The organism is Vibrio sp. EJY3 (genome assembly GCF_000241385.1).
Taxonomy (GTDB): Bacteria; Pseudomonadota; Gammaproteobacteria; order Enterobacterales; family Vibrionaceae; genus Vibrio; species Vibrio natriegens.
Genome location: NC_016613.1, coordinates 1,264,570 through 1,284,403, shown reverse-complemented (window position 1 = coordinate 1,284,403; position 19,834 = coordinate 1,264,570). Strand labels below are relative to the sequence as shown.

Annotated in this window: 19 protein-coding genes; 11 read left to right on the top strand and 8 right to left on the bottom strand. The window is 45.4% G+C overall.

The features are described from left to right. Positions 1–234 precede the first annotated feature (234 nt). From VEJY3_RS05855 to VEJY3_RS05835, 5 genes are read left to right on the top strand one after another with little or no spacing between them, the layout of a single operon-like run. Entirely contained in the window at positions 235–1,854 is a 1,620-nt protein-coding gene (locus VEJY3_RS05855; RefSeq protein WP_014231517.1) for an ABC transporter substrate-binding protein, read from the top strand. Continuing rightward, the gene (locus tag VEJY3_RS05850) at positions 1,854–2,816 is read left to right on the top strand and encodes an ABC transporter permease subunit (RefSeq protein ID WP_014231516.1); all 963 of its coding nucleotides are present in this window, start codon (positions 1,854–1,856) and stop codon (positions 2,814–2,816) included. The genes VEJY3_RS05855 and VEJY3_RS05850 overlap by 1 nt, the downstream gene beginning before the upstream one ends. After that, positions 2,803–3,690 carry an ABC transporter permease subunit gene (locus tag VEJY3_RS05845; RefSeq protein WP_014231515.1) on the top strand — a complete coding sequence of 296 codons (888 nt, stop codon included), beginning with the start codon at positions 2,803–2,805 and terminating at the stop codon, positions 3,688–3,690. The genes VEJY3_RS05850 and VEJY3_RS05845 overlap by 14 nt, the downstream gene beginning before the upstream one ends. Further along, positions 3,690–4,685: an oligopeptide/dipeptide ABC transporter ATP-binding protein gene (locus VEJY3_RS05840; protein WP_014231514.1), complete on the top strand. Its 996-nt coding sequence runs from the start codon at positions 3,690–3,692 to the stop codon at positions 4,683–4,685. Before VEJY3_RS05845 ends, VEJY3_RS05840 begins: the two co-directional genes overlap by 1 nt. Next, entirely contained in the window at positions 4,682–5,470 is a 789-nt protein-coding gene (locus VEJY3_RS05835) for an ATP-binding cassette domain-containing protein (protein WP_014231513.1), read from the top strand. The genes VEJY3_RS05840 and VEJY3_RS05835 overlap by 4 nt, the downstream gene beginning before the upstream one ends. Before the next feature lie 66 nt (positions 5,471–5,536). Here the strand turns inward: VEJY3_RS05835 and VEJY3_RS05830 are convergent, their stop codons facing one another. Further along, a complete protein-coding gene (locus VEJY3_RS05830; protein WP_014231512.1) occupies positions 5,537–5,926 on the bottom strand; it encodes a DUF2750 domain-containing protein in 390 nt (129 codons plus the stop codon). A gap of 75 nt (positions 5,927–6,001) precedes the next feature. Next, complete coding sequence (locus tag VEJY3_RS05825) at positions 6,002–6,907, bottom strand: manganese-dependent inorganic pyrophosphatase (protein ID WP_014231511.1); 906 nt, start codon at positions 6,905–6,907, stop codon at positions 6,002–6,004. A gap of 194 nt (positions 6,908–7,101) precedes the next feature. Between VEJY3_RS05825 and VEJY3_RS05820 the strand changes: the two genes are divergently transcribed. Next, positions 7,102–8,316 (top strand): putative manganese transporter, encoded by a 1,215-nt coding sequence (locus VEJY3_RS05820; protein WP_014231510.1) that lies wholly within the window; start codon positions 7,102–7,104, stop codon positions 8,314–8,316. A 60-nt stretch (positions 8,317–8,376) separates the two neighbouring features. Here the strand turns inward: VEJY3_RS05820 and VEJY3_RS05815 are convergent, their stop codons facing one another. From VEJY3_RS05815 to torE, 4 genes are all read right to left on the bottom strand, one after another. After that, entirely contained in the window at positions 8,377–10,116 is a 1,740-nt protein-coding gene (locus tag VEJY3_RS05815) for a glycoside hydrolase family 36 protein (RefSeq protein WP_014231509.1), read from the bottom strand. Positions 10,117–10,346: 230 nt separating this feature from the next. Next, positions 10,347–12,809 carry a trimethylamine-N-oxide reductase TorA gene (gene torA, locus VEJY3_RS05810; protein ID WP_014231508.1) on the bottom strand — a complete coding sequence of 821 codons (2,463 nt, stop codon included), beginning with the start codon at positions 12,807–12,809 and terminating at the stop codon, positions 10,347–10,349. Positions 12,810–12,834: 25 nt separating this feature from the next. Beyond that, positions 12,835–14,019, bottom strand: a complete 1,185-nt coding sequence (gene torC / locus VEJY3_RS05805) for a pentaheme c-type cytochrome TorC (protein WP_014231507.1) — start codon at positions 14,017–14,019, stop codon at positions 12,835–12,837. A gap of 50 nt (positions 14,020–14,069) precedes the next feature. After that, positions 14,070–14,249 (bottom strand): trimethylamine N-oxide reductase system protein TorE, encoded by a 180-nt coding sequence (torE, locus tag VEJY3_RS05800; protein ID WP_014231506.1) that lies wholly within the window; start codon positions 14,247–14,249, stop codon positions 14,070–14,072. A gap of 440 nt (positions 14,250–14,689) precedes the next feature. Here torE and VEJY3_RS05795 point away from each other — a divergent pair, with 440 nt between their 5' ends. Continuing rightward, positions 14,690–15,493, top strand: coding sequence for an ABC transporter permease (locus VEJY3_RS05795; protein ID WP_014231505.1), 804 nt, complete (start codon positions 14,690–14,692; stop codon positions 15,491–15,493). 245 nt (positions 15,494–15,738) lie between these two features. Further along, positions 15,739–15,876: a hypothetical protein gene (locus tag VEJY3_RS25795; RefSeq protein ID WP_014231504.1), complete on the top strand. Its 138-nt coding sequence runs from the start codon at positions 15,739–15,741 to the stop codon at positions 15,874–15,876. Between the two features lie 100 nt (positions 15,877–15,976). On the opposite strand, the gene focA is transcribed toward VEJY3_RS25795, so the two are convergent. After that, positions 15,977–16,837, bottom strand: a complete 861-nt coding sequence (focA, locus tag VEJY3_RS05790) for a formate transporter FocA (protein WP_014231503.1) — start codon at positions 16,835–16,837, stop codon at positions 15,977–15,979. A gap of 302 nt (positions 16,838–17,139) precedes the next feature. Here focA and VEJY3_RS05785 point away from each other — a divergent pair, with 302 nt between their 5' ends. The 3 genes from VEJY3_RS05785 to VEJY3_RS05775 all read left to right on the top strand — a co-directional run bounded on the left by VEJY3_RS05785 (position 17,140) and on the right by VEJY3_RS05775 (position 19,151). Then, complete coding sequence (locus VEJY3_RS05785) at positions 17,140–17,376, top strand: TIGR02647 family protein (protein WP_014231502.1); 237 nt, start codon at positions 17,140–17,142, stop codon at positions 17,374–17,376. A 312-nt stretch (positions 17,377–17,688) separates the two neighbouring features. Continuing rightward, the gene (locus VEJY3_RS05780; protein WP_014231501.1) at positions 17,689–18,516 is read left to right on the top strand and encodes an NAD-dependent epimerase/dehydratase family protein; all 828 of its coding nucleotides are present in this window, start codon (positions 17,689–17,691) and stop codon (positions 18,514–18,516) included. Continuing rightward, complete coding sequence (locus VEJY3_RS05775; RefSeq protein ID WP_014231500.1) at positions 18,513–19,151, top strand: YdcF family protein; 639 nt, start codon at positions 18,513–18,515, stop codon at positions 19,149–19,151. The genes VEJY3_RS05780 and VEJY3_RS05775 overlap by 4 nt, the downstream gene beginning before the upstream one ends. Before the next feature lie 71 nt (positions 19,152–19,222). On the opposite strand, the gene VEJY3_RS05770 is transcribed toward VEJY3_RS05775, so the two are convergent. After that, complete coding sequence (locus VEJY3_RS05770; RefSeq protein ID WP_014231499.1) at positions 19,223–19,801, bottom strand: thymidine kinase; 579 nt, start codon at positions 19,799–19,801, stop codon at positions 19,223–19,225. Positions 19,802–19,834 lie beyond the last annotated feature (33 nt).

Sequence of the window (19,834 nt, the reverse complement as noted above, 5' to 3'; positions counted from 1 at the left end):
CCGGGTTGAACTCAATATTTGCTATCACAAACAGAAACGAGACCTAAACATGCGTAACAATTTAGGTCTACAGTGATAATTAGACTAGGTCTTTTTATCTAACACACTGCGAGCAAAAGATTTTGTATTTGGAGCGAGTTCACAAAGGTGTTAAATTAGCGGGATCATTTTCGCTTGTAACGCCAGATGAGTAACTTCGATGAAACAAGCAAGATCCAATGAACATTTCATATTATGAATGCTTTTATAAGATTATCGCTGAGCCTTATCGGGATTAGCTTACTTACCGCCTGTGGCGATGAGATCGACCACAATGATATTCGCCAAACAGGATTTGTGTTTTGTGGGCAAGGTAAGCCAACAACATTTAACCCACAATTGGTTGATAGTGGTATTACTGCTGAAGCATTGAGCCCTCAGTTGTATGATACGTTGCTTACGCTCGATCCGACATCCCATAAGCCGGTTGCCAATATTGCACAAAGCTGGTCAGTAAATGCAGATGGGACTGAATACACGTTTAAGCTCAAGCACGGTGTTCAATTTCAGTCGACATCTTGGTTTACACCCAGCCGAGCACTGAATTCGCAAGACGTCGTGTTTAGCTTCAAACGAATCATTGATGACAACCACCCTTTCCATCAAGTGGGCGGTGGTTTGTATCCATGGTTTGCCGGTCTGGATTTCAAGAACTTGCTGCAAGATGTCATTGCCATCGACAATGACACCGTCATGTTTAAGCTTTCAAAGCCAAACTTCTCTTTTCTGGCCAACATTGCCACCAGCCACGCAGTATTGCTATCAGCTGAGTACGGACAACAACTCGCGGCTAAAGATCATAAAGAGCAGATTGATCAATTTCCCATTGGTACAGGCCCATTCCAGCTAAAAGAGTTCCAGGTGAATGATTTAATTCGCTTAGAGCGTCATGCTCAATACTGGAACTCTCCAGCGAAAATGGAACAGGTGGTTTTTGATATTTCGCATCGTGGAACCGGCACACTGGCAAAATTACTAAGAAATGAATGCGATGTGTTGTCTTCGCCAATTTCAAGCCAGATACCAGTCATTCAGGAAAATGAAAATCTGGAATTGAAAGCGACACCAGCGAACAACGTCTCTTTCATCGCCATTAATACTGGCAACCCTGCGCTGACTGATCCTCGAGTTCGTCAAGCGCTTAACCTTGCGATTAACCGACAAAACATATTGGATTCCGTCTATTACGGAACAGGGACTCAGGCCTACACCTTGCTCCCGCCAAACTCATGGGCTTATCAAAAAGACAGTGTCAAAATACGCTACGACAGAAATTACGCTCTCGCGCTTCTTCGTGAGGCTGGCTATCAAGAAGGCTTAGCGCTCACCATGTGGGTGCCGCTAGAACCTCGCGCGTTCAACCCAAGTCCTCGTAAAACGGCAGAGTTGATACAAGCTAACTTTGCCGATATTGGTGTGGATTTAACCTTGTTGACAGATGATAGGTTTGAACGTGTCGATTTGGATAATCTGGACAATCTTGATTTGCTGCTTACGGGGTGGATAGGTGATACGGGTGACCCAGATAACTTCTTCCGACCGTTATTGTCATGTGAGTCTGACCGAGTTGGCCTGAACGTTTCGATGTGGTGTAACGATGATTTCGATTTCCTACTGGATTTAGCGATAGAGACGCAGGAACCACGATACCGTTTGAACCTCTACCGTCAGGCGCAAAACATATTGAATGAGCAATTCCCTGTTATTCCACTAGCGCATGGTGTGCAATTCCGTGTTCACGACAAATCGCTGACAGGCTTTAAATCAAGCCCTTTCAATGCACAACCATTTGATAGAGTTGAGAGAGTTCACTGATGTTTTTGTATACCATTCGACGCTTTAACCTGTTTTTCATCACATTGATGATCCTCACTTTAGTGGGCTTCTCTCTACTGCGTCTCGATCCTCTATCGCATTGGGCACAAGTTGAGTTTTGGTCGGGTTGGCAAAGTTATCTTGTTAATCTGTCACAGCTTGATTTCGGCTACAGCAAGAGTGGCAATGCCATTTTCGATGAGTTAGCCATCGTGTTCCCGGCAACGTTAGAGCTGTGCTTTTTTGCTTTTCTGGTTTCGCTGTTTATTGGGATTCCATTAGGAACTCTGGCGGGGATGAAACAGGGAAAAGTGTTAGATACCAGTATCTCGTTTTTAGCCATGTCCGGGTATTCCGCGCCAATTTTTTGGGTGGCGTTGCTACTTATCATGGTATTTTCACTCGAGTATCAATTTTTCCCGGTGGCTGGCCGCTATGACCTGCTGTATGAAATCGATCATATGACTGGCTTTGCCATCGTCGATGCCTTTATGGCAAAGGGCGAGTATCGTGCCCATGCATTGCAAAGTGTTATTGAGCATATGGTGCTGCCTTGTTTGGTACTGGCACTCGCACCAACGACCCAAGTTATTGGTTTAATGCGTTCGTCGGTTGCCGAAGTAATGAGTCAAAATTACATTCGTGCCGCTCGAATTAAAGGTCTTTCCAACCGAGAGATCATCACACAGCACGTACTGCGCAACGCGATTCCGCCAATCGTGCCAAAAGTCGGCGTTCAACTATCAAGCATGATCACCCTTGCGATCATTACCGAGTCTGTTTTCAACTGGCCAGGTATTGGCCGCTGGCTATTAGATGCGCTGGCAAACCAAGATTATGCCTCTATTCAGGCAGGCGTTATGGTGCTTGCAACCCTGGTTCTGACCGCCAATATCCTTTCGGATTTGATTGGTGCCATGATCAACCCTCTGGTGAGAAAGGAATGGTATGCTAACAAATAACGTTTATCAGGAAGAACACATTCCAACTCAGTTCGAACGATTCTGGCGCAGTTACCGCGCTAACGGTTTGGCAATGTTTGGCTTATGGTGTCTCACTTTCATTGTATTAATCACCCTATTTGCGCCGTTAATCGCACCTTTTGACCCTCAGGCTCAATCTGGCGAGCTACTTGTACCGCCTTCTTGGTCACCATCAGGTTCTGTCGATTACTTTTTAGGAACGGACGACTTGGGACGCGATATTCTGTCACGTCTTATCATCGGGTCTCAGCTCACGTTTGGTGCAGCAGTGGGTATAACAGTCACGGCAGCCATCATCGGTTGCCTGATTGGTGTATTGGCCGGCATGACTAAAGGTCTACTATCCAGTACCTTGAACCACCTTCTCGACACAGTAATGTCCATTCCCTCGCTACTATTGGCGATCATTTTTGTGGCATTTCTGGGGTTCGGCGAGTTCAATATCTTGCTGGCGATTTGTTTGGCGCTCATTCCGCGTTTTATTCGCTCGGTTTACATTGCAGTCCACACCGAGGTAGAAAAAGACTACATCATGGCGGCACGTCTGGATGGTGCAAATGATTTCTATCTACTTTGGAGCTCGATACTGCCAAACGTGCTTACCGTCATCGCCGCAGAGTTCACTCTGGCGCTTTCTACTGCGATTTTAGATATCACCGCGTTGGGCTTTCTGGGTTTGGGAGCACAAGCACCAAGTACTGAATGGGGCGCTATTTTGGGCGATTCAGTCGAACTTATTTACATCGCACCGTGGACGGTAACCCTGCCAGGCCTCACTATCATGTTTACTGTCATTACCCTAAACTTAGTAGGTGAAGGGGTACGCCGATCGCTTAATGCGGGGATCGAATAATGCCGTTATTAGACATTCGTCATTTGACCATTGAAATTGAAACACCTCAGGGAATGGTACGAGCTGTAGACAGAATGAGCCTAACGTTAAACGAAGGTGAAATTCGCGGCTTAGTAGGTGAATCCGGCTCAGGAAAAAGTCTGGTTGCTAAAGCCATTGTTGGCGTTAGCAAAGATACCTGGCGAATCACCGCAGACCGAATGCGCTTGGGAAATATCGACCTCTTGCAGCTTACTCCTAAGGAACGGCGTAAAGTTATCGCACGAGATATTGCGATGATTTTTCAGGAGCCTTCGACCTGTCTGGATCCTTCAGAGGAAGTGGGCCGCCAACTAATTGAATCGATCCCTTCTCGATCTTTTGATGGTAAATGGTGGGAGCGATTTAAGTGGCGTAAAAAACAAGCCATTGCCCTACTCCATAAAGTTGGTATCAAAGATCACAAGCGGATAATGGGCAGCTACCCTTACGAGCTCACGGACGGTGAGTGTCAAAAAATCATGATTGCCATGGCGATTGCCACTAAGCCTAAATTGCTGATCGCAGACGAACCGACCAATGACCTTGACCCAATCACTCAGTCGCAGATCTTGCGTCTGTTGAGCCGGATGAATCAGCTCAACAACACAACGATTTTGCTTATTGGCCATGACCTAACCACCATCACACAGTGGGCAAACCGCATTACCGTGATGTATTGTGGTCAGTCTGTTGAGTCTGCTGACACACGTAAGATAATTGCAGCACCCAAGCACCCTTACACAGATGCTCTGCTAAAGGCGATGCCAGACTTTAATGACTGGGTGCCACACAAGCAGAAACTCCAGTCTCTGCCTGGCTCGATTCCACCTTTGCAGCATTTGCCAATCGGTTGTCGATTAGGTCCGCGTTGTCCTTATGCGCAAAAACAGTGTGTTGAAATTCCGCATACCCGACGAATCAAAAATCATAAGTTTAACTGTCACTTTCCACTGAACACGGAGAAAAAGTCATGAGCGCGCTACTTGAAGTCGATAATTTATCGAAGCAATTTGTCACGCGCTCACGGTTTTTTAAACGTCAGACGAATGTCGCGGTAAAACCGGTCAGTTTCACCCTTGAACCAGGGCAAACTATCGGCTTTATTGGGCAAAACGGTTCAGGTAAGTCGACTCTGGCTCGTATGCTGGCTGGTGTTGTTGCGCCAAGCTCTGGCGAGATTCGCGTAAATGGTGAACGTTTGGAACATAAAGATTATGCGACGCGCTGCAAGCTGATTCGTATGATTTTTCAGGATCCGAATACCTCGCTAAACCCACGAATTCAAATTGGTCGCATATTAGAAGGTCCGTTAAAACGAAATACCAACATGCCGCCGGATGCGCGAATGAAACGTGTAAAAGACACTCTTCGCCGAGTTGGCTTACTACCTGAACATGCCTACTTTTATCCGCAGATGCTGGCCGCCGGACAAAAACAACGTGTCTGTCTGGCTCGCGCTTTGATACTTCAACCTTCGATTATTGTGGCGGATGAAGCGTTAAACGGTCTCGATATGGCTATGCGCTCACAGATTCTGAATTTATTCTTAGAACTACAAGAAGAGATGGGCTTGTCTTTCGTTTATGTGTCGCAGCACATTGGTATCGTCAAACACATTACGGATAAAGTCATGGTCATGCATGAAGGCGAAGTGGTGGAATGTGGTGATACTCAACAGGTTCTTACCCACCCTGAGCACCCAATTACTCAACGATTGGTTGAAAGTCACTTTTACAAAGCGCCCAACCACTCAATGTAATGAAAAAGCCTGCATTATGTGCAGGCTTTATTAATTCATGGGCTAGTCAATGATCTTGCGATTTAACTATCGTCTACCAGCGAGTTTACGAAGTTCGAAATCAAACTCATCCGGAAACAGAACAACACCCTCTTCGTTCTGATTTGGGAATACCACAACCGAAAGCTCGTCATCTTCCAGTCCCACAGTCCAGCGGCTGTGCCACTTATTAAGTGAGATGGCTTCTGGTTCGCAATTTTCCCATTCACCTGTTGCCCATTGCTGAGCAAACTCTTCGTTCGGCCATACTGGGACACAATCGTCATCTTCTGTATTCAGCATCACGCAACCGTGTTCATCTTTTAGAATCCATACCTTGCGATTCGCGACGATCTCTTTTACGCAGTACTTCAACCGTTGTTCTTCATTATAACGATTGATGGTATCCATTTGCTCTTGGGTCAATGCCTCGGACATGTTGGTCTCCTGTTTCCCATAGAAAAATGCCCACCTATCGGCGGGCATTTCAATTATAAGCTGGTAATGTGAAAATTACGCTAATTCAGTTTGAAGCCAAGGCCAGCCTTGCTTCTTACGGCTTAGAGTATTTTCCATCATTAGCATGCCGTTGTCTTCATGCTTAACTAGCTTCTCTGCCCACTCACCTTTGTATAGAAGACGAGTTTGAGCAGTAGTGATGTCTGTTAGCATCACAGCAGCGAACGCTAGGTTATCTTTCTCACAACGAGACTCCAGGTCTGCTTCTAGTGCTTCGATCATACCGTCAACTTGCTCTAGTGTTGCAAGTTCAACCTGACCTACTACTACGTCACGACCGTTGAATGGGTAACCTTTCAGGTCTTTTTCAACTAGCTCAGCTGCTGACAGACCTTCGATGTTTGTTTTCGCGATCAGAAGATCTTTCGTGAATGCGTCAACGTCTTGTACGTCTGCGATTGCAGCTAGCTCAGCAACGGCATCTTTGTCTTTTTGAGTACAAGTTGGAGAAGCGAAGCCCACTGTGTCAGATAGGATTGCTGACATCATTAGCTTAGCGATTTGAGGCTTGATCTCGTGACCTTCAATCTTGAACATGTTGAATAGTACCGTGTTAGTACAACCAACAGGCCAGATCCATGCTTCCATTGGGTTTACTGTCATCACGTCACCTAGACGGTGGTGGTCAACGATACCCGCAATTTCAGCTTCAGCGATGTCGTCTGGTGCTTGCGCTAGATCTGAGTAGTCTACTAGCCAAACAGTTTCACCCGCTACTGAAGTGCGAAGTTCTGGAACTTCTGCGCCAGCTACTTCAAGGATGTGCTGAGTTTCACGGTTGATTTCGCCCTGACGAATTGGCATTGCTTCAACACCACGCGCCGTAAGAAGTTCAGTTGCAACGAGTGCACTACAAATACTATCACTGTCTGGGTTCTTATGACCTACAACTAGAATCATGTCTCTTCCTATTCAAGTCAATTTGATACGCTTCCGGATAATGGCATCTTGTGCCTTGGAAGCTGTTTGCTCACAAAGGCCCGTACTTTACCTGATTTGACGGACTTTGACACGAAGAAAAGTGCATAACTCTATTGCGAATAAATCTCATTACAATATAATGATAATTATTCCCATTTGCATTTGAGCCTAGAATGAACGCGACGAGATTTTTGCATTCAGCCCAGCACTTGCTTCGGCCAACTCAGTTCCGCCTAGCGTATAAACGCCTGCTTATTCCTGTCTTTATGCTCGCGTTGTTGATCAATGAACACACTCGTGATGTCGCAGTTACAACACTGTCCGACTCCTTTTGGGCAGTATCGTGTTATGTCTGTGCGACTCTGGTGATTTATCATTACCTTTCCCACTTATTATCGAAACCGAATCGTTTTACCGAGCTCTATCGTCACTCTCAAACTCATCAGGTATTATTCGCTGCGCTGCTTGGTGCCTTGCCCGGATGTGGCGGCGCAATTGTTGTGACGACTCAGTTTATCAGTGGACGAGTTGGTTTTGGCGCCATTGTCGCTGTACTGACATCAACAATGGGTGACGCGGCTTTTTTACTACTCGCGGCAAAACCCATGGTTGGGTTGGGCGTAGTTATTACAGGCATCGTTGTCGGCACGATTTCCGGGCTGGTTGTAAATGCTTTTCATAAAGAAGATTTTTTACGCCCTGTCCATAAAATAGATCCAAATGAATCTTTTGATACGCAAAGCCAGAGCGAGCGCTATAACGAACAAGAACAAAAGGCGATCAATTTACAAGGCACATTCTGGAAATGGCTGCTATTGCCGACCAGTATTATCGCACTGATGATGTCTTTCCAATTGGATATCAACAAGTTGCTTAACTTGCCATCAAATACCATTGAATGGGTTGGGGCGACTTTCTCGGTAATGACGATGTCACTTTGGGCAATGACCAAAGAGCTGGGCTGTTACCAATCGACGGTATCCGAAGATGCGAAAATTACCGACTCCCATCCGATTCAAAAAGCGGCGCAAGATACTAACTTCGTCAGCGCGTGGGTGATCATTGCCTTCCTCGCTTTTGAGTTTACGACGTACTTTTCGGGGCTGGATATAGCCAGTTCTCTCTCGGATTGGGGGATCTGGATGCCATTGGCCGGTCTGGCAATTGGCACGCTTCCAGGGTGTGGACCTCAGATTTTAGTGACAAGTTTGTATCTTTCCGGTGCTGCACCATTTTCAGCGCAAATAGCCAATGCAATCTCAAACGATGGTGATGCCCTTTTCCCGGCTATTGCAATGGCCCCAAAAGCAGCACTTGTTGCGACTATTTACTCATCGATTCCTGCATTTATTGTTGGTTACGGTTACTACTTTTTATTTGAGCTTTAACCGCTTCAAAATGTAAAAAGAGCCCCATTTGAGGCTCTTTTCTACGCTTAATTCATCACACTATACCGTGACGATGGCTTTTGCATTCAAGCCCTTATCCAGGCTAACTAAAAACATCTGACAAGGGTCTTGATTCAGCTTTTCTCCCGTCCAGAAATCATACCAGTCGACAGGCTTGTCCGAAGTCAGCGTAAACTCCGTTGCGTCTTGATTTGAGAAGTTAAACAAACAATGCAGATCATTTTTCGATGTTAGCTTCAAAAATGCGTGATTTAAATTCAATGACGAAAAGATGGCAGACTCTTGGCTGCGACGCTGGCGCAACATAAGTTTCGACAACGTTTTGCTCGCAAATGGGGTAATCTCTGGCAGTGGATCGCCAGAAAGTAACAAGCCGCCACAAGCCAAAAGTACAGTACGATGAAATTCGTAGTCCTCACGCGAAGCCGCTTGATTTGGTAACGAGGTAAACGTTGCGCAGTCTGGGTCAATCTGCCAAAGCTTTCGGTGCTGCCAACTGCGGTAAAATGTTTCTTTTGCGATCTGTTCGAAGCGATGACTATGACGTTCAACGTCATCGGAAACACGCATCGCATCCACCAGCCCCAGTGAAGGCCACATTGGCGCATTACAACCCAGCAGCCAAGCGTCACCCGCCCCTTTCGCTATCGCTTCCATTCCCATTCGGTACGCTTCAACGCCTGTCACTCCAGACTGGCTGCGTTTTCCTTTGAGGGTCCCCCAATAGTTGGCATCCAGCTTAAACAGTTCGACGCCCCACTCTTCACGCATAACAGACACCACATGGGTAAGGTGATCTTGGACTTCTGGATGAGAAGTATCGAGAATATACCACGGTGTGCATCGCCAGCCTCCGTAGGTAACATCTTCAGCTTTCATTAAACTGCCATCATGATGGCGCACAAACCAGTCAGGGTGTTGTTTGAACACTTCCGACTCTGGTTGAGCAATAAATGGCGCCATCCAAATCGCTGGCTTTTTCCCCTTAGAACGAATGTTCTGAATTAACTCTTTTACACCACCAGAAAATTTATCCGAAGGCGTCAGCCAGTCCCCCATGAACGCCTGATAGCCATCGTCAAGTAACACCCACTCAAGATCCGCCAGCTTATCGTTCATACACTCGACGTTTTGCAGAATGTTCGTTTCTGTCACGTCAGCGTAATAGGCGTACCACGAGCACCAACCTACAGGAGCGCGTTGTGTGACACCGTTACGTACCGGATGATTGTCTGTAATCATCTTGCTGAATTGTTGGTAAAGTGCTGACAATGATGTTCCGCTCAGCACGGTAACAGACTCCAAAGCATTACTTTCCCAGTCGGTCACTTGTGTATGCTCGCCATCAATAGCCGCAGCCAGAGTCCACTGATCTTCATGCAATCGCACATCAAAATAGCCAGCGAAGCGACGGCAACTGGTAAAGCCAAATAACGTATACCCATCAGAGTCTTCAACCACTAAGTAGTTGTAGTAACGCTTGGGTTCATCTTGAGAATAGATCCGATAACTCGGATTGTTATCAGGACAACGACCAACATCAATGGGCTGGCTTATAGTCCCCGAGGTTTGTGCCAGCATCTGAAAACCGTCTCCGATCACGCGAGCGCCATGTTCATATAAAAATGGGACTTCAAAGAGCACTTCGCGATCAGTAAAGGTCTTCTGGTGGATACCAGCAAAAGAAAAGTGTACTTGATTGCCGATGACATCGGCGCGCAGGTCGTTATCAACGACGGTAATTTCTATGCGATTAGCGAACTGAAAGGTTTGAGTCATATTAGATCTACTTAGTTATTATTATCTTTATACCCAAGAGACTTGGTTCAATATGAACCGTTTAGGTACGGTCACCATTATCCTACGGTTTAGAAGCGTAAATCGTTAGTTGCCTCACGAATACACCTTAGCTCTTAGTGAAACATAATTATTGAGATAACGCTCCCCAAAATTCAGCTAAAAAAATACCAGCCCGGAGGCTGGTATTGGATTTTGTATTTGTGCTTGTATTAAGCAACTTCGATTGGACCACCGAATGATGTGACCGGCGGCACTTTACCTGTGAACTTCTCAAAGTCGACGATACAAGTGTTCGCAGAAGTAGCCTGTGCAAGCTCAGACGAACCGATGTCTTGCGTTAGCGTGTTAGGGTCACCGTACGTACAGATAGCGCCTTCTTTCTCATTGAGAGGACCATACCAGGCACCTTCTTCGATACGAACAACGCCACGTGGGTAACTATCGGTCAGAACCGCACCCGCCAAAAGCTGACCACGACCGTTAAATACACGCACCAGGTCACCATCTTTAATGCCTTTCGCTTTTGCATCAACCGGGTTGATGTAAACAGGCTCACGACCTTGCACCGCGTAAGTGGCGCGGAACTCTTCAGATTCACACATTTGTGAGTGCAAGCGCTTGTCTGGGTGACAAGACTGCAACCAGAATGGGTATTTGTCTGAACCCGGACCACCGTGTGAACGTTCTGATTTTTCGAACCACATTGGGTGCTCTTGGCAATGTTCGTAACCGTAACGGCCGATCTTACGAGAGGTAATCTCGATGAAACCAGATGGCGTACCCAGTGGATTCAACTCTGGGTCTTTACGGAAATCCGCGTGACGAACCCAAGGTTTGCCTTCACCAAAGTCCAGTACACTCTTCTCCCAGAATTCGTTGAACTCTGGCATTTCGAATTTACCTTCATTGGATTTCTTACAATCGTTGTACAGGCTTTCGATCCATTCCATCTCACTCATACCACGAGTGTACTCTTCACGGCGACCAAAGCGCTGTGTCAGTTCACTCATGATCTGGAAGTCAGGTTTAGATTGGAACAGTGGATCCACCAAACGGTGCATCGCCACCAAACCACGGCTTGAGTATGATCCATAAACGTCGATATCGTTACGCTCCCACTGAGTACAAGCTGGTAATACGATATCAGAGAAGCGACAAGTTGCCGTCCACGCAAATTCAATGGTCACAACCGTTTGTAGCTTCTTGAACGCTTTCTTCATACGGTTGCGATCTTGGTGATGGTGCCATGGGTTACAACCCGAGATAACCATCATTTTGAAATCTGGCAGTTTAACTTTGCCGCCGTTGTAATTGATCTCTTTACCTGGCTCCAGAATAGCATCAATCCAACGTGCTACCGGGATAGTACGGCTGTAGCCGTTGAAATCATTATTATCCCACTTCGGCTTCATACCTTGGTCAAGGTTACGCGGGAAGCCACCAGGGCCTGCGAAACCCGTTGATGGAACACCGATACTTGAGTAGTGGTGACCATAAGAGATACCGCCGCCCGGCAGACCAATCTGACCAACCATTGCCGCAACAACCGCAGCCGCCCAATATGGTTGCTCGCCGTGTTCCTGACGCTGAATACACCAGCCCATTAAGATTTGTGTACGACCATTAACCAACATGCGGGCGAATTCGCGAATCTTATCCGCCTTCACACCACAAATTGATGCCGCCCACTCAGGAGTCTTCTCCGTTTTATCTTTGGTTTGACCCTGAACGTATTGAATGAACTCTTCAAAGCCTAAACAGTAGGTCTCAATGAATTTCTTATCGTATAGCTCTTCGTTGTACAGCACGTGTGCAACAGCCAGCATGAACGCTACGTCGGTCATCGGGTTGATGTACAGGTGATCGTTCTCTAGGTAGCGCTGAGTTTTGTTCTTCACCGGGTCAACAGACAGAACGTTGATCTCACCTTTCGCGACTTTCTCTTTTAGCTGTTCAAGATACTTGAAAGATTCGTGCGTTTCACAGTTCCAACCTACCTGAAGGTTTTTCACTGGATCGTTTGCCCACAGAACAATGTTGTCCGAGTTGTCTAGGATTTCAGACCAAGAGGTACCTTGTGCATAAACTTCTGTTGAACCGAGTACGTAAGGCATGATGGTTTGACCCGCACCGGTCGAGTAGTCGCCAACTTTCGTAATGAAGTTACCATGCATGCCCACCGCACGTTGCATGTGTGCGGTACAATTGTTGAACGCACCCGTTTGGTTCCAGCCAGTTTGGCCAGCGTGTAGCGCCCACGGACCGTATTCTTTCTGTACACGCTCTAACTCACGGTAGAACAGATCCAGCGCTTCATCCCACGTTACACGGATAAAACGGTTGTTGCCGCGAGTATCTGCGCTGTACTTGTGCTTTTTCAGCCAATCCAGACGAACCATTGGGTAACGAACACGCGATGGGCTGTAAATGATGCCTTTGATGCCGTTCAGCATCTCTGTCGGGTTCTTATCAAGCTCTAGTGGTTTGATCTCCTGAACCTTACCCGCGTAGATATGAGCGCGGAAAGCGCCCCAGTGCGAGCCCGTCACTTTCCAGGTACCAGTCGATTCCGCGGCTTTTGCAGAAGCTGACGCTAATAAGCTTGGACCGATAACTGACGCGGCACTTGTCGTTGCTACGCCTTTAAGAAAACTTCTTCGTGTAATAGCCATTTAAAATTCTCCAATCCGACGCTTATTAGTGGTGGCCTTCAGCATAATCTGAAGAGTGCTTCTGTAGATATTTCAAGATAAGCGCTTCGCTGTCCGTATCCAGGTTCACGAACGCTAACATACCGTCGAACATACCTGGCCAGGTGTTCGCGTCGAAGTGCGCTTCAGCAGGTTGCGTGTGACATACTGAACAGTTGGTTTTATACGCTTCACGAGATTTTTCCCATACTGGATTGATATCGTTCAACGCCGACTCTTTCTTCAGCCAAGCTTTTGCTGTCACTTTTTCCCATGGAAGACCAGTGAGTTCGTCAACACGTTTTTCACCTGTCGTTACCATGTTGCTGTCGGTAGACGCTTCTTTTAGCAGAGATGCTGTAGCAATGTTCTTACCGAAATCTTCTTGGATTACACGACCAAAGCCTTTCGCTTTACGCCAGCCATCGATTTCGATTTCAACAAAGTCGCCTTTTTCTTCGATAACTTTTACGGTCGATGCCGGGTTTAGAAGACCCGCTTCTTTAGTGCCTTGCTCATCAAAGTAAAGTGGAAGATGACGAATGCTGACTAGCTGCTGACCTACTGCGTAATCCGTGTTTGATGTCATTTGTTCCAGATCGCCGACAATACCGCCGATGCTATCCATACCAGCAGGTAAGTTGTGCGCAATGCCTTTGTGGCAGTCGACACAGCTTTGATCTTTCTCTGCGGCTTGTTTCATTTGAATACGCGCGGTCGGAGACATCTGGTCGAAGTCCATCGAGTCGTAGTTGTGGCAGTTTTTACATTCAAGAGATTTGTTCGCAGAAAAACGATCCCATTCATGTTTGGCTAACTCGATACGGCGCTCTTCAAACACCCCTTCTTCATCGTAGTTACCAAATACTTGTGCAAATACTTCTTTAGAAGCCTGCATCTTACGAGCGATTTTATCTGTCCAGTTATGTGGCACGTGACAATCAGGACAAGTCGCACGTACACCAGAGTGGTTTTTCCAGTGAACCGTGTCTTGCAGTTCAACATAAACGTTGTCGCGCATGGTGTGACAGCTGATACAGAACTCTTCCGTGTTGGTTGCTTCTAACGCTGTGTTGAAGCCACCCCAGAAAATAACGCCTGCGATAAAGCCACCCATAGTTAGCACACCAAGGCTGATATGCACGGCAGGGCGTGTCATCGTACGCCACAGTTTAATGGTTAATGATTTCATTATTTGCTCTCTTAAAATCTTTTCAAAAGTGTGGTTATGAGCTCAACGGCTTACATACCGTGCGCACCAGGAGGTCCAAAGAAGAACACCTGCAACATCCATACGATGAATCCGTAACCGCCAACGAAACCCACACTTAAAATTGGAAAGAGAACAACCGCGATAAAGAAAAACGACTTCCATTCAAGGGAGCGTTTTTCACCGCACTCAATATTATTAACATCTTTCATACATTTGCCTACTTTGTATTTAGTGTTATTGAAAAGCTCAGGAAATAGAGCTTAAGTTTTTTACAATTTATAACCGAAAATGTTAGTCCATATTAATAGTAGGGTTCAATCAAATAACGCCCTTCAACCCTTGTTATTCAACACTTTTTTGAGTTCGAACGGAGATGTGTGGGATTGATATTATTTATTAAAAAACATGAACAGATATGAAAAAATAAGTCTTTTAAATAAACGTTAAATTAGTAACAATATAAAAACACAAATAACATTTTCACGTTAAACATTACGGGGAAAATGCATTTTCATAGCGAAGAAAAACCAAATAATGTAAACAAATTGATAAGAAATGATTTATAAAGGAGGCTTTAACTCGCATTTAAAGTCATTCGAAAAATATGAGTTAATATAGAAAGGGTAAAGACGAGAACTTAGGAGAATTGATGGACAGCGTAGTAGATATTAGCTGGATAAAACTGGCGTTATTCAGCTTGATTTTGCTCATCCCACTGGCAATTAACTATCGCTACAAATTGGGAATTGCGAAAGACACTACGATCAGTGTTCTTCGTATGACAGTGCAGCTGATCCTGATAGGCGTTTACTTAGAGTACCTTTTCCACCTAAATAGTTTACTGATAAACGTGCTATGGATAGCTGTCATGATTGTGGTTGGCGCAAGCACGATTGCGGGTAAAGCTCACTTACCTAAAAAACCATTGATGCTGCCTTTGATCACAGGGCTTGTTTGCGGTCTATGCCCGCTTCTGATTGCCATGACAGTAGGTTTAGTTCAGCCGACTCCTCTTTATAGTGCCCAATACATGATTCCTCTGGCGGGTATGTTGTTAGGTAATAGCTTAAGCAGCAACATCATCGCGCTACAAAACCTCTTTACCGCCTTTGAAGAACGTAAGACAGAGTATGAAGCCGCTATTTCACTTGGTGCATCTCCTAAATACGCTTCATTTCCCTTTGTTCAAGAGGCGCTAAGAAAATCCATGGCTCCAATCTTAGCATCAATGACTGCAACTGGCCTTGTCACGCTTCCAGGGATGATGACAGGGCAGATCTTAGGAGGAGCAAGCCCTCTGGTCGCGATAAAGTATCAATTGGTGATCATGTTAGCGATTTTCGTCATGTTAAATATATCTGTGGTTATCACCCTAGAAATGACATTGAGCAGCGTGCAAACCAAAGAAGGCCGAATTAGAGTAAAAATTGAGCAAAAAAGTTCTACAAAATAAGCTCGACTTACTCGCATATAACCGTTTAATTTTATAATATTTTCTGCAGTCAGATAGATACACACGATCTTTAAGACAGGTTATCCACAGAAAATGTGGATAAGCAATGAAAAAACATACGCAATCAGAAACATAACAGGTTGTCTGGAAAAAGGTTTTTCCGAAACGTAACGGTCATAAATTGATCACTTAGCTGAAATACTCTAGTTTTAGAGTGCAGGGAGTAGCATAAAGGAGCAACTATCATGGATGTATTAATGGTCTCTGAAAAGTATGATGAATTGTTGTCTGACACGCCGCTGGAGTGGCTGGTTCAGGTACCAAATGAAATGACGTCACACTGGGTGCCGATCGAGTTTGGGATTAACGAAGAGTTGGTATAGCTGCATAGGTTTAAAGCGAGCAGACGCAAGACAACAGAAAAGAGAAAGGCGAGCTATTTGAGCTCGCCTTTTACTAATCTGAAATAGAGAAGATCACTGATTATCTCAGGTGCTTGTCTTCATCACGCAGGTAAATCATCCAGTACCACATACCGACAAACACACCGCCACCGATAATATTCCCTAACGTAACAGGGATCAGGTTGTTGAGAATGAAGCCTGTCATGTTCAAATCCGCGTAATTCGCAATATCTGCGCCAGTCATTTGCCAGAACGCTTCTGGAGCAAAGTATTTAATCCCAATCGCCATTGGAACTTGGAACATGTTCGCAATACAGTGCTCAAAACCTGCTGACACAAACATGGCAACGGGTAGAATCATTACCGCAATCTTATCGGTTAAGGTGCGTCCACTGAATGTCATCCAGACAGCAATACAAACTAAAACGTTACACATTATGCCTAGAGCGACTGCCGCGAAGAAACCGTGATGTAATTTATGCTGGGAAATAGCCATGGCATTTAAGCCGACCTGCCCACCATCAAACATATACTGCTTGCTGACCAGCATACAAGCCACCAGCATAGCGGCACCAGCCATGTTACCAAAGTAAACCACAAACCAGTTTTTAACTAGCGCCTTCCAGGAAATTTTTCCACTGGCGCGCGCTACCAGTGTCAACACCGAGCTGGTGAAAAGCTCTCCGCCTGTGACCACAACAAGGATCAATCCAAGACTAAACGCAAGACCACCAATTAAACGCGTCATGCCCCAAGGTAAGTCGCCTGCACCCGTTGTTACGGTTGTATAGAAAATGAATGCAATACCAATATGAAGCCCTGCGGAGATGGCAAGTAAGAAGGATTTAACAGGTGCTTTAGTCGCTTTACCTACACCAACTTCGGCAGCGCGTTCAGCAGCTTGCGGCGGTAGTAATGAGTCAAACTGATTGAAATTCATGGTGGCGTAACATTTAGAAACAATTAAGGAGGCGGCGATAATCGCGCGATTTTCACACTTTTTCAAGGGGTATTTGTAGTGTTAACTAAAAATATTGTTTGCGGGATGTTTATCACCAAATCTGGGACACTAAAATGGCAAATTTTTACTGTCATTGATATGTGACAAGAATATTTTCTTTCGAACAAAAATCCCACGTTATATCAGCCTGATAGCAATACAGTTAACACTTCTCGCGGTTTTGTGTTGCTCTAGTTGGTTTTTGAGACTAGCTTGGATAAAAAAGCGCAAAGGAATTATTTATGAAATATTCAGCGGAACACATGGCCGAATTGAATCTACTTCTTCAGTTCGATTTAAGCAGTGCGGCAACGGGCATTAAAGTTCACAAAGATGCGTCCGAAGAAACGCAAACTGCCATTGCTCGTCTGTATGAGAAAAAACTCTGCACACAGCCTGATGGTGGCTATTTAACTGACGAAGGTATCGAGGTCGCAGAACACGCAGAAAAAATCTTACGAGTACTAGCAGCAAGCTAATCTAAACGTCAATGGCTGCATGATTAGCGTTCAAGCCGTCAAAAGCGGTTTGAAACTGTAACATCGCTAGCTTGATCGCTCAAATATCAATCACCTTTCCTCCTATAAAGTGCCATCATCATTGATGGCATTCACATATTTTCCCAATAGGTTTACACTTATTTCTAATACACTGAAGTTTGACTATTGCAATCAATAACGTACATCGATACCAGATTAGACGCCTGATAAGGTATCCCCTCCCTTGCTTCAGTGAACAATACAACGCGCATAACTCTGTTTAACAATTTTAATTTAGTCGGGAAGAGACATATGGCAAACACATTGATTGTAGGTGCAGGCTGGCTAGGTACACCACTCGCCCAAGCGTTAGTAGACGAAGGACAGACTGTTGTAGTGACTCGCCGCAGCCAGGAAAGGTTGGATGAATTACCATCGATACTCATGAACGCTGAGATCCTCGATCTCACTCAACCACACGCAGAAATAAAATTGCCAGAGCTTATCCAGCGGTATCAAATTAAGCACATCGTCGGTGCGTTTCCCCCTGGATTTAGAAAAGGTGGTGGTCAAGAGTATGCTCAGCAATGGGCAACCTTAGTTGAAACCGCAAAGCAGCAAGAGATTGAAAAGTTAGTGATGATCAGTTCCACGACGGTCTACCCTAATTTGCCCTCTGACATGAATGAAGATTCCGCCTCGTTGAAACTGGCACAAAACCATCCTCATTTTTCTGAAAACGCGCAGATCATGTTGCAGGCGGAGCAGTCTGTCATCGACTCTGGTATTCACTATGCCATTTTAAGATGTAGCGGGTTGATTGGCCCGGACAGAAACCCAGCTCGCTTTGCTGCGCGACTCAAACAAGTTAGCCGCAAGGCCCCTGCAAACATGCTTCATCAAAAAGACGCGGTTGCCGCTGCAAAATTTGCACTGGAACACATTGATAATGAAATTGTTAACGTGACAACACCCAATACCGTAAGCAAAGCAGAGTTCTATCAGGCTGCAATCACTAAGAGTGGCGCTGAGCTTTCTCTTCCTCCAGTGACAGAAGATGCCGACAAGCGCATTGTCGCAGATAAGCTCGTTTCGCTCGGTTATCAATTTCAATTTAACTCAACGCTGGATGCACTATGAAGCTTTATCAACATATCGAAACACTCTGGGATTACATGCAACTTAAGCATCAGCTAAAACCAGCGGATTGCTTATTAGTCATGTGCAGTAACGACCTTCGTGTCGCAGAACATGCCGTAAAGCTTTATCAGCAGAAACTTGCACCACTCATTGTGTTCTCTGGCGGTAAAGGGCGATTTACAGATGGTTTGTTTGACAAAAGTGAAGCTGAAACTTTCGCAGAAATCGCACAAGCGGCAGGTGTCCCTGGCGATGCAATATTGTTAGAAACCCAATCAACAAATAGTGGTGAAAACGTACGCTTTACTCATCAGCTACTCGAAAACAGCGGTATTTTGTGTGACTCAGTGATTTTGGTGCAAAAACCATTTATGGAGCGTCGAGCCATCGCTACGTTCGAGAAACAATGGCAATCGCCCTATTCTCAACTTCAAGTGAGCTCCACTGCACATCCGTTCTTCGAGTACATTAATGAAGACATGCCGTTGATGATGGTGTTAGAAGCACTGATGGAAGACTATTCTCGCGTCAAAACCTACCCTGAAAAAGGTTTTCAGACTGAGCAAGTCATTCCGGAAAATGTCGAGTCGTCTTATCAGGCATTACTGCAACGTTTCGGTTTTAACTTCACATAATTGAATAACGCCAAATCGCAAAAAAGCCACCGATTTTGGTGGCTTTTTGGTATGCGTTTAGCGAATCAGGATTATTTACCTAACGCTTCTTTGTAATGCTGACGACAAACTGAAACATAGCGTTCATTACCGCCAATCGCGACTTGGTCGCCCTCTTTGATAGCAACACCATTTTCATCGGTACGAATAACCATATTCGCTTTGCGCCCACAGTGGCAAATCGTCTTAAGTTCTACCAACTTGTCTGCCCAAGATAACAGGTACTTGCTGCCTTCAAAAAGTTCACCAAGAAAATCGGTTCTAAGGCCGTAACAAAGTACAGGGATATGCAGCTTATCCACCACTTCTGTTAGTTGATATACCTGCTCTTTGGTTAAGAACTGGCACTCATCAACAAGAATACAATGTCGCTTTTCAACCTCGTTTAGAGCAGTAATCTCCTGATATAAATTGGTATCCTGGCCAAAAAGATGAGCGTCTGACTGAAGACCAATTCGTGAGCTTACTTTGCCCACACCGTAACGGTCGTCAAGTGCTGCCGTAAATATCACTGGCGTCATGCCGCGTTCTTGGTAGTTAAAAGAAGATTGAAGAAGAGTCGTTGATTTACCCGCATTCATCGCAGAGTAGTAGAAATACATCTGAGCCACAGAGCATTACCTGAAGTTAAAATTATAGAAGTA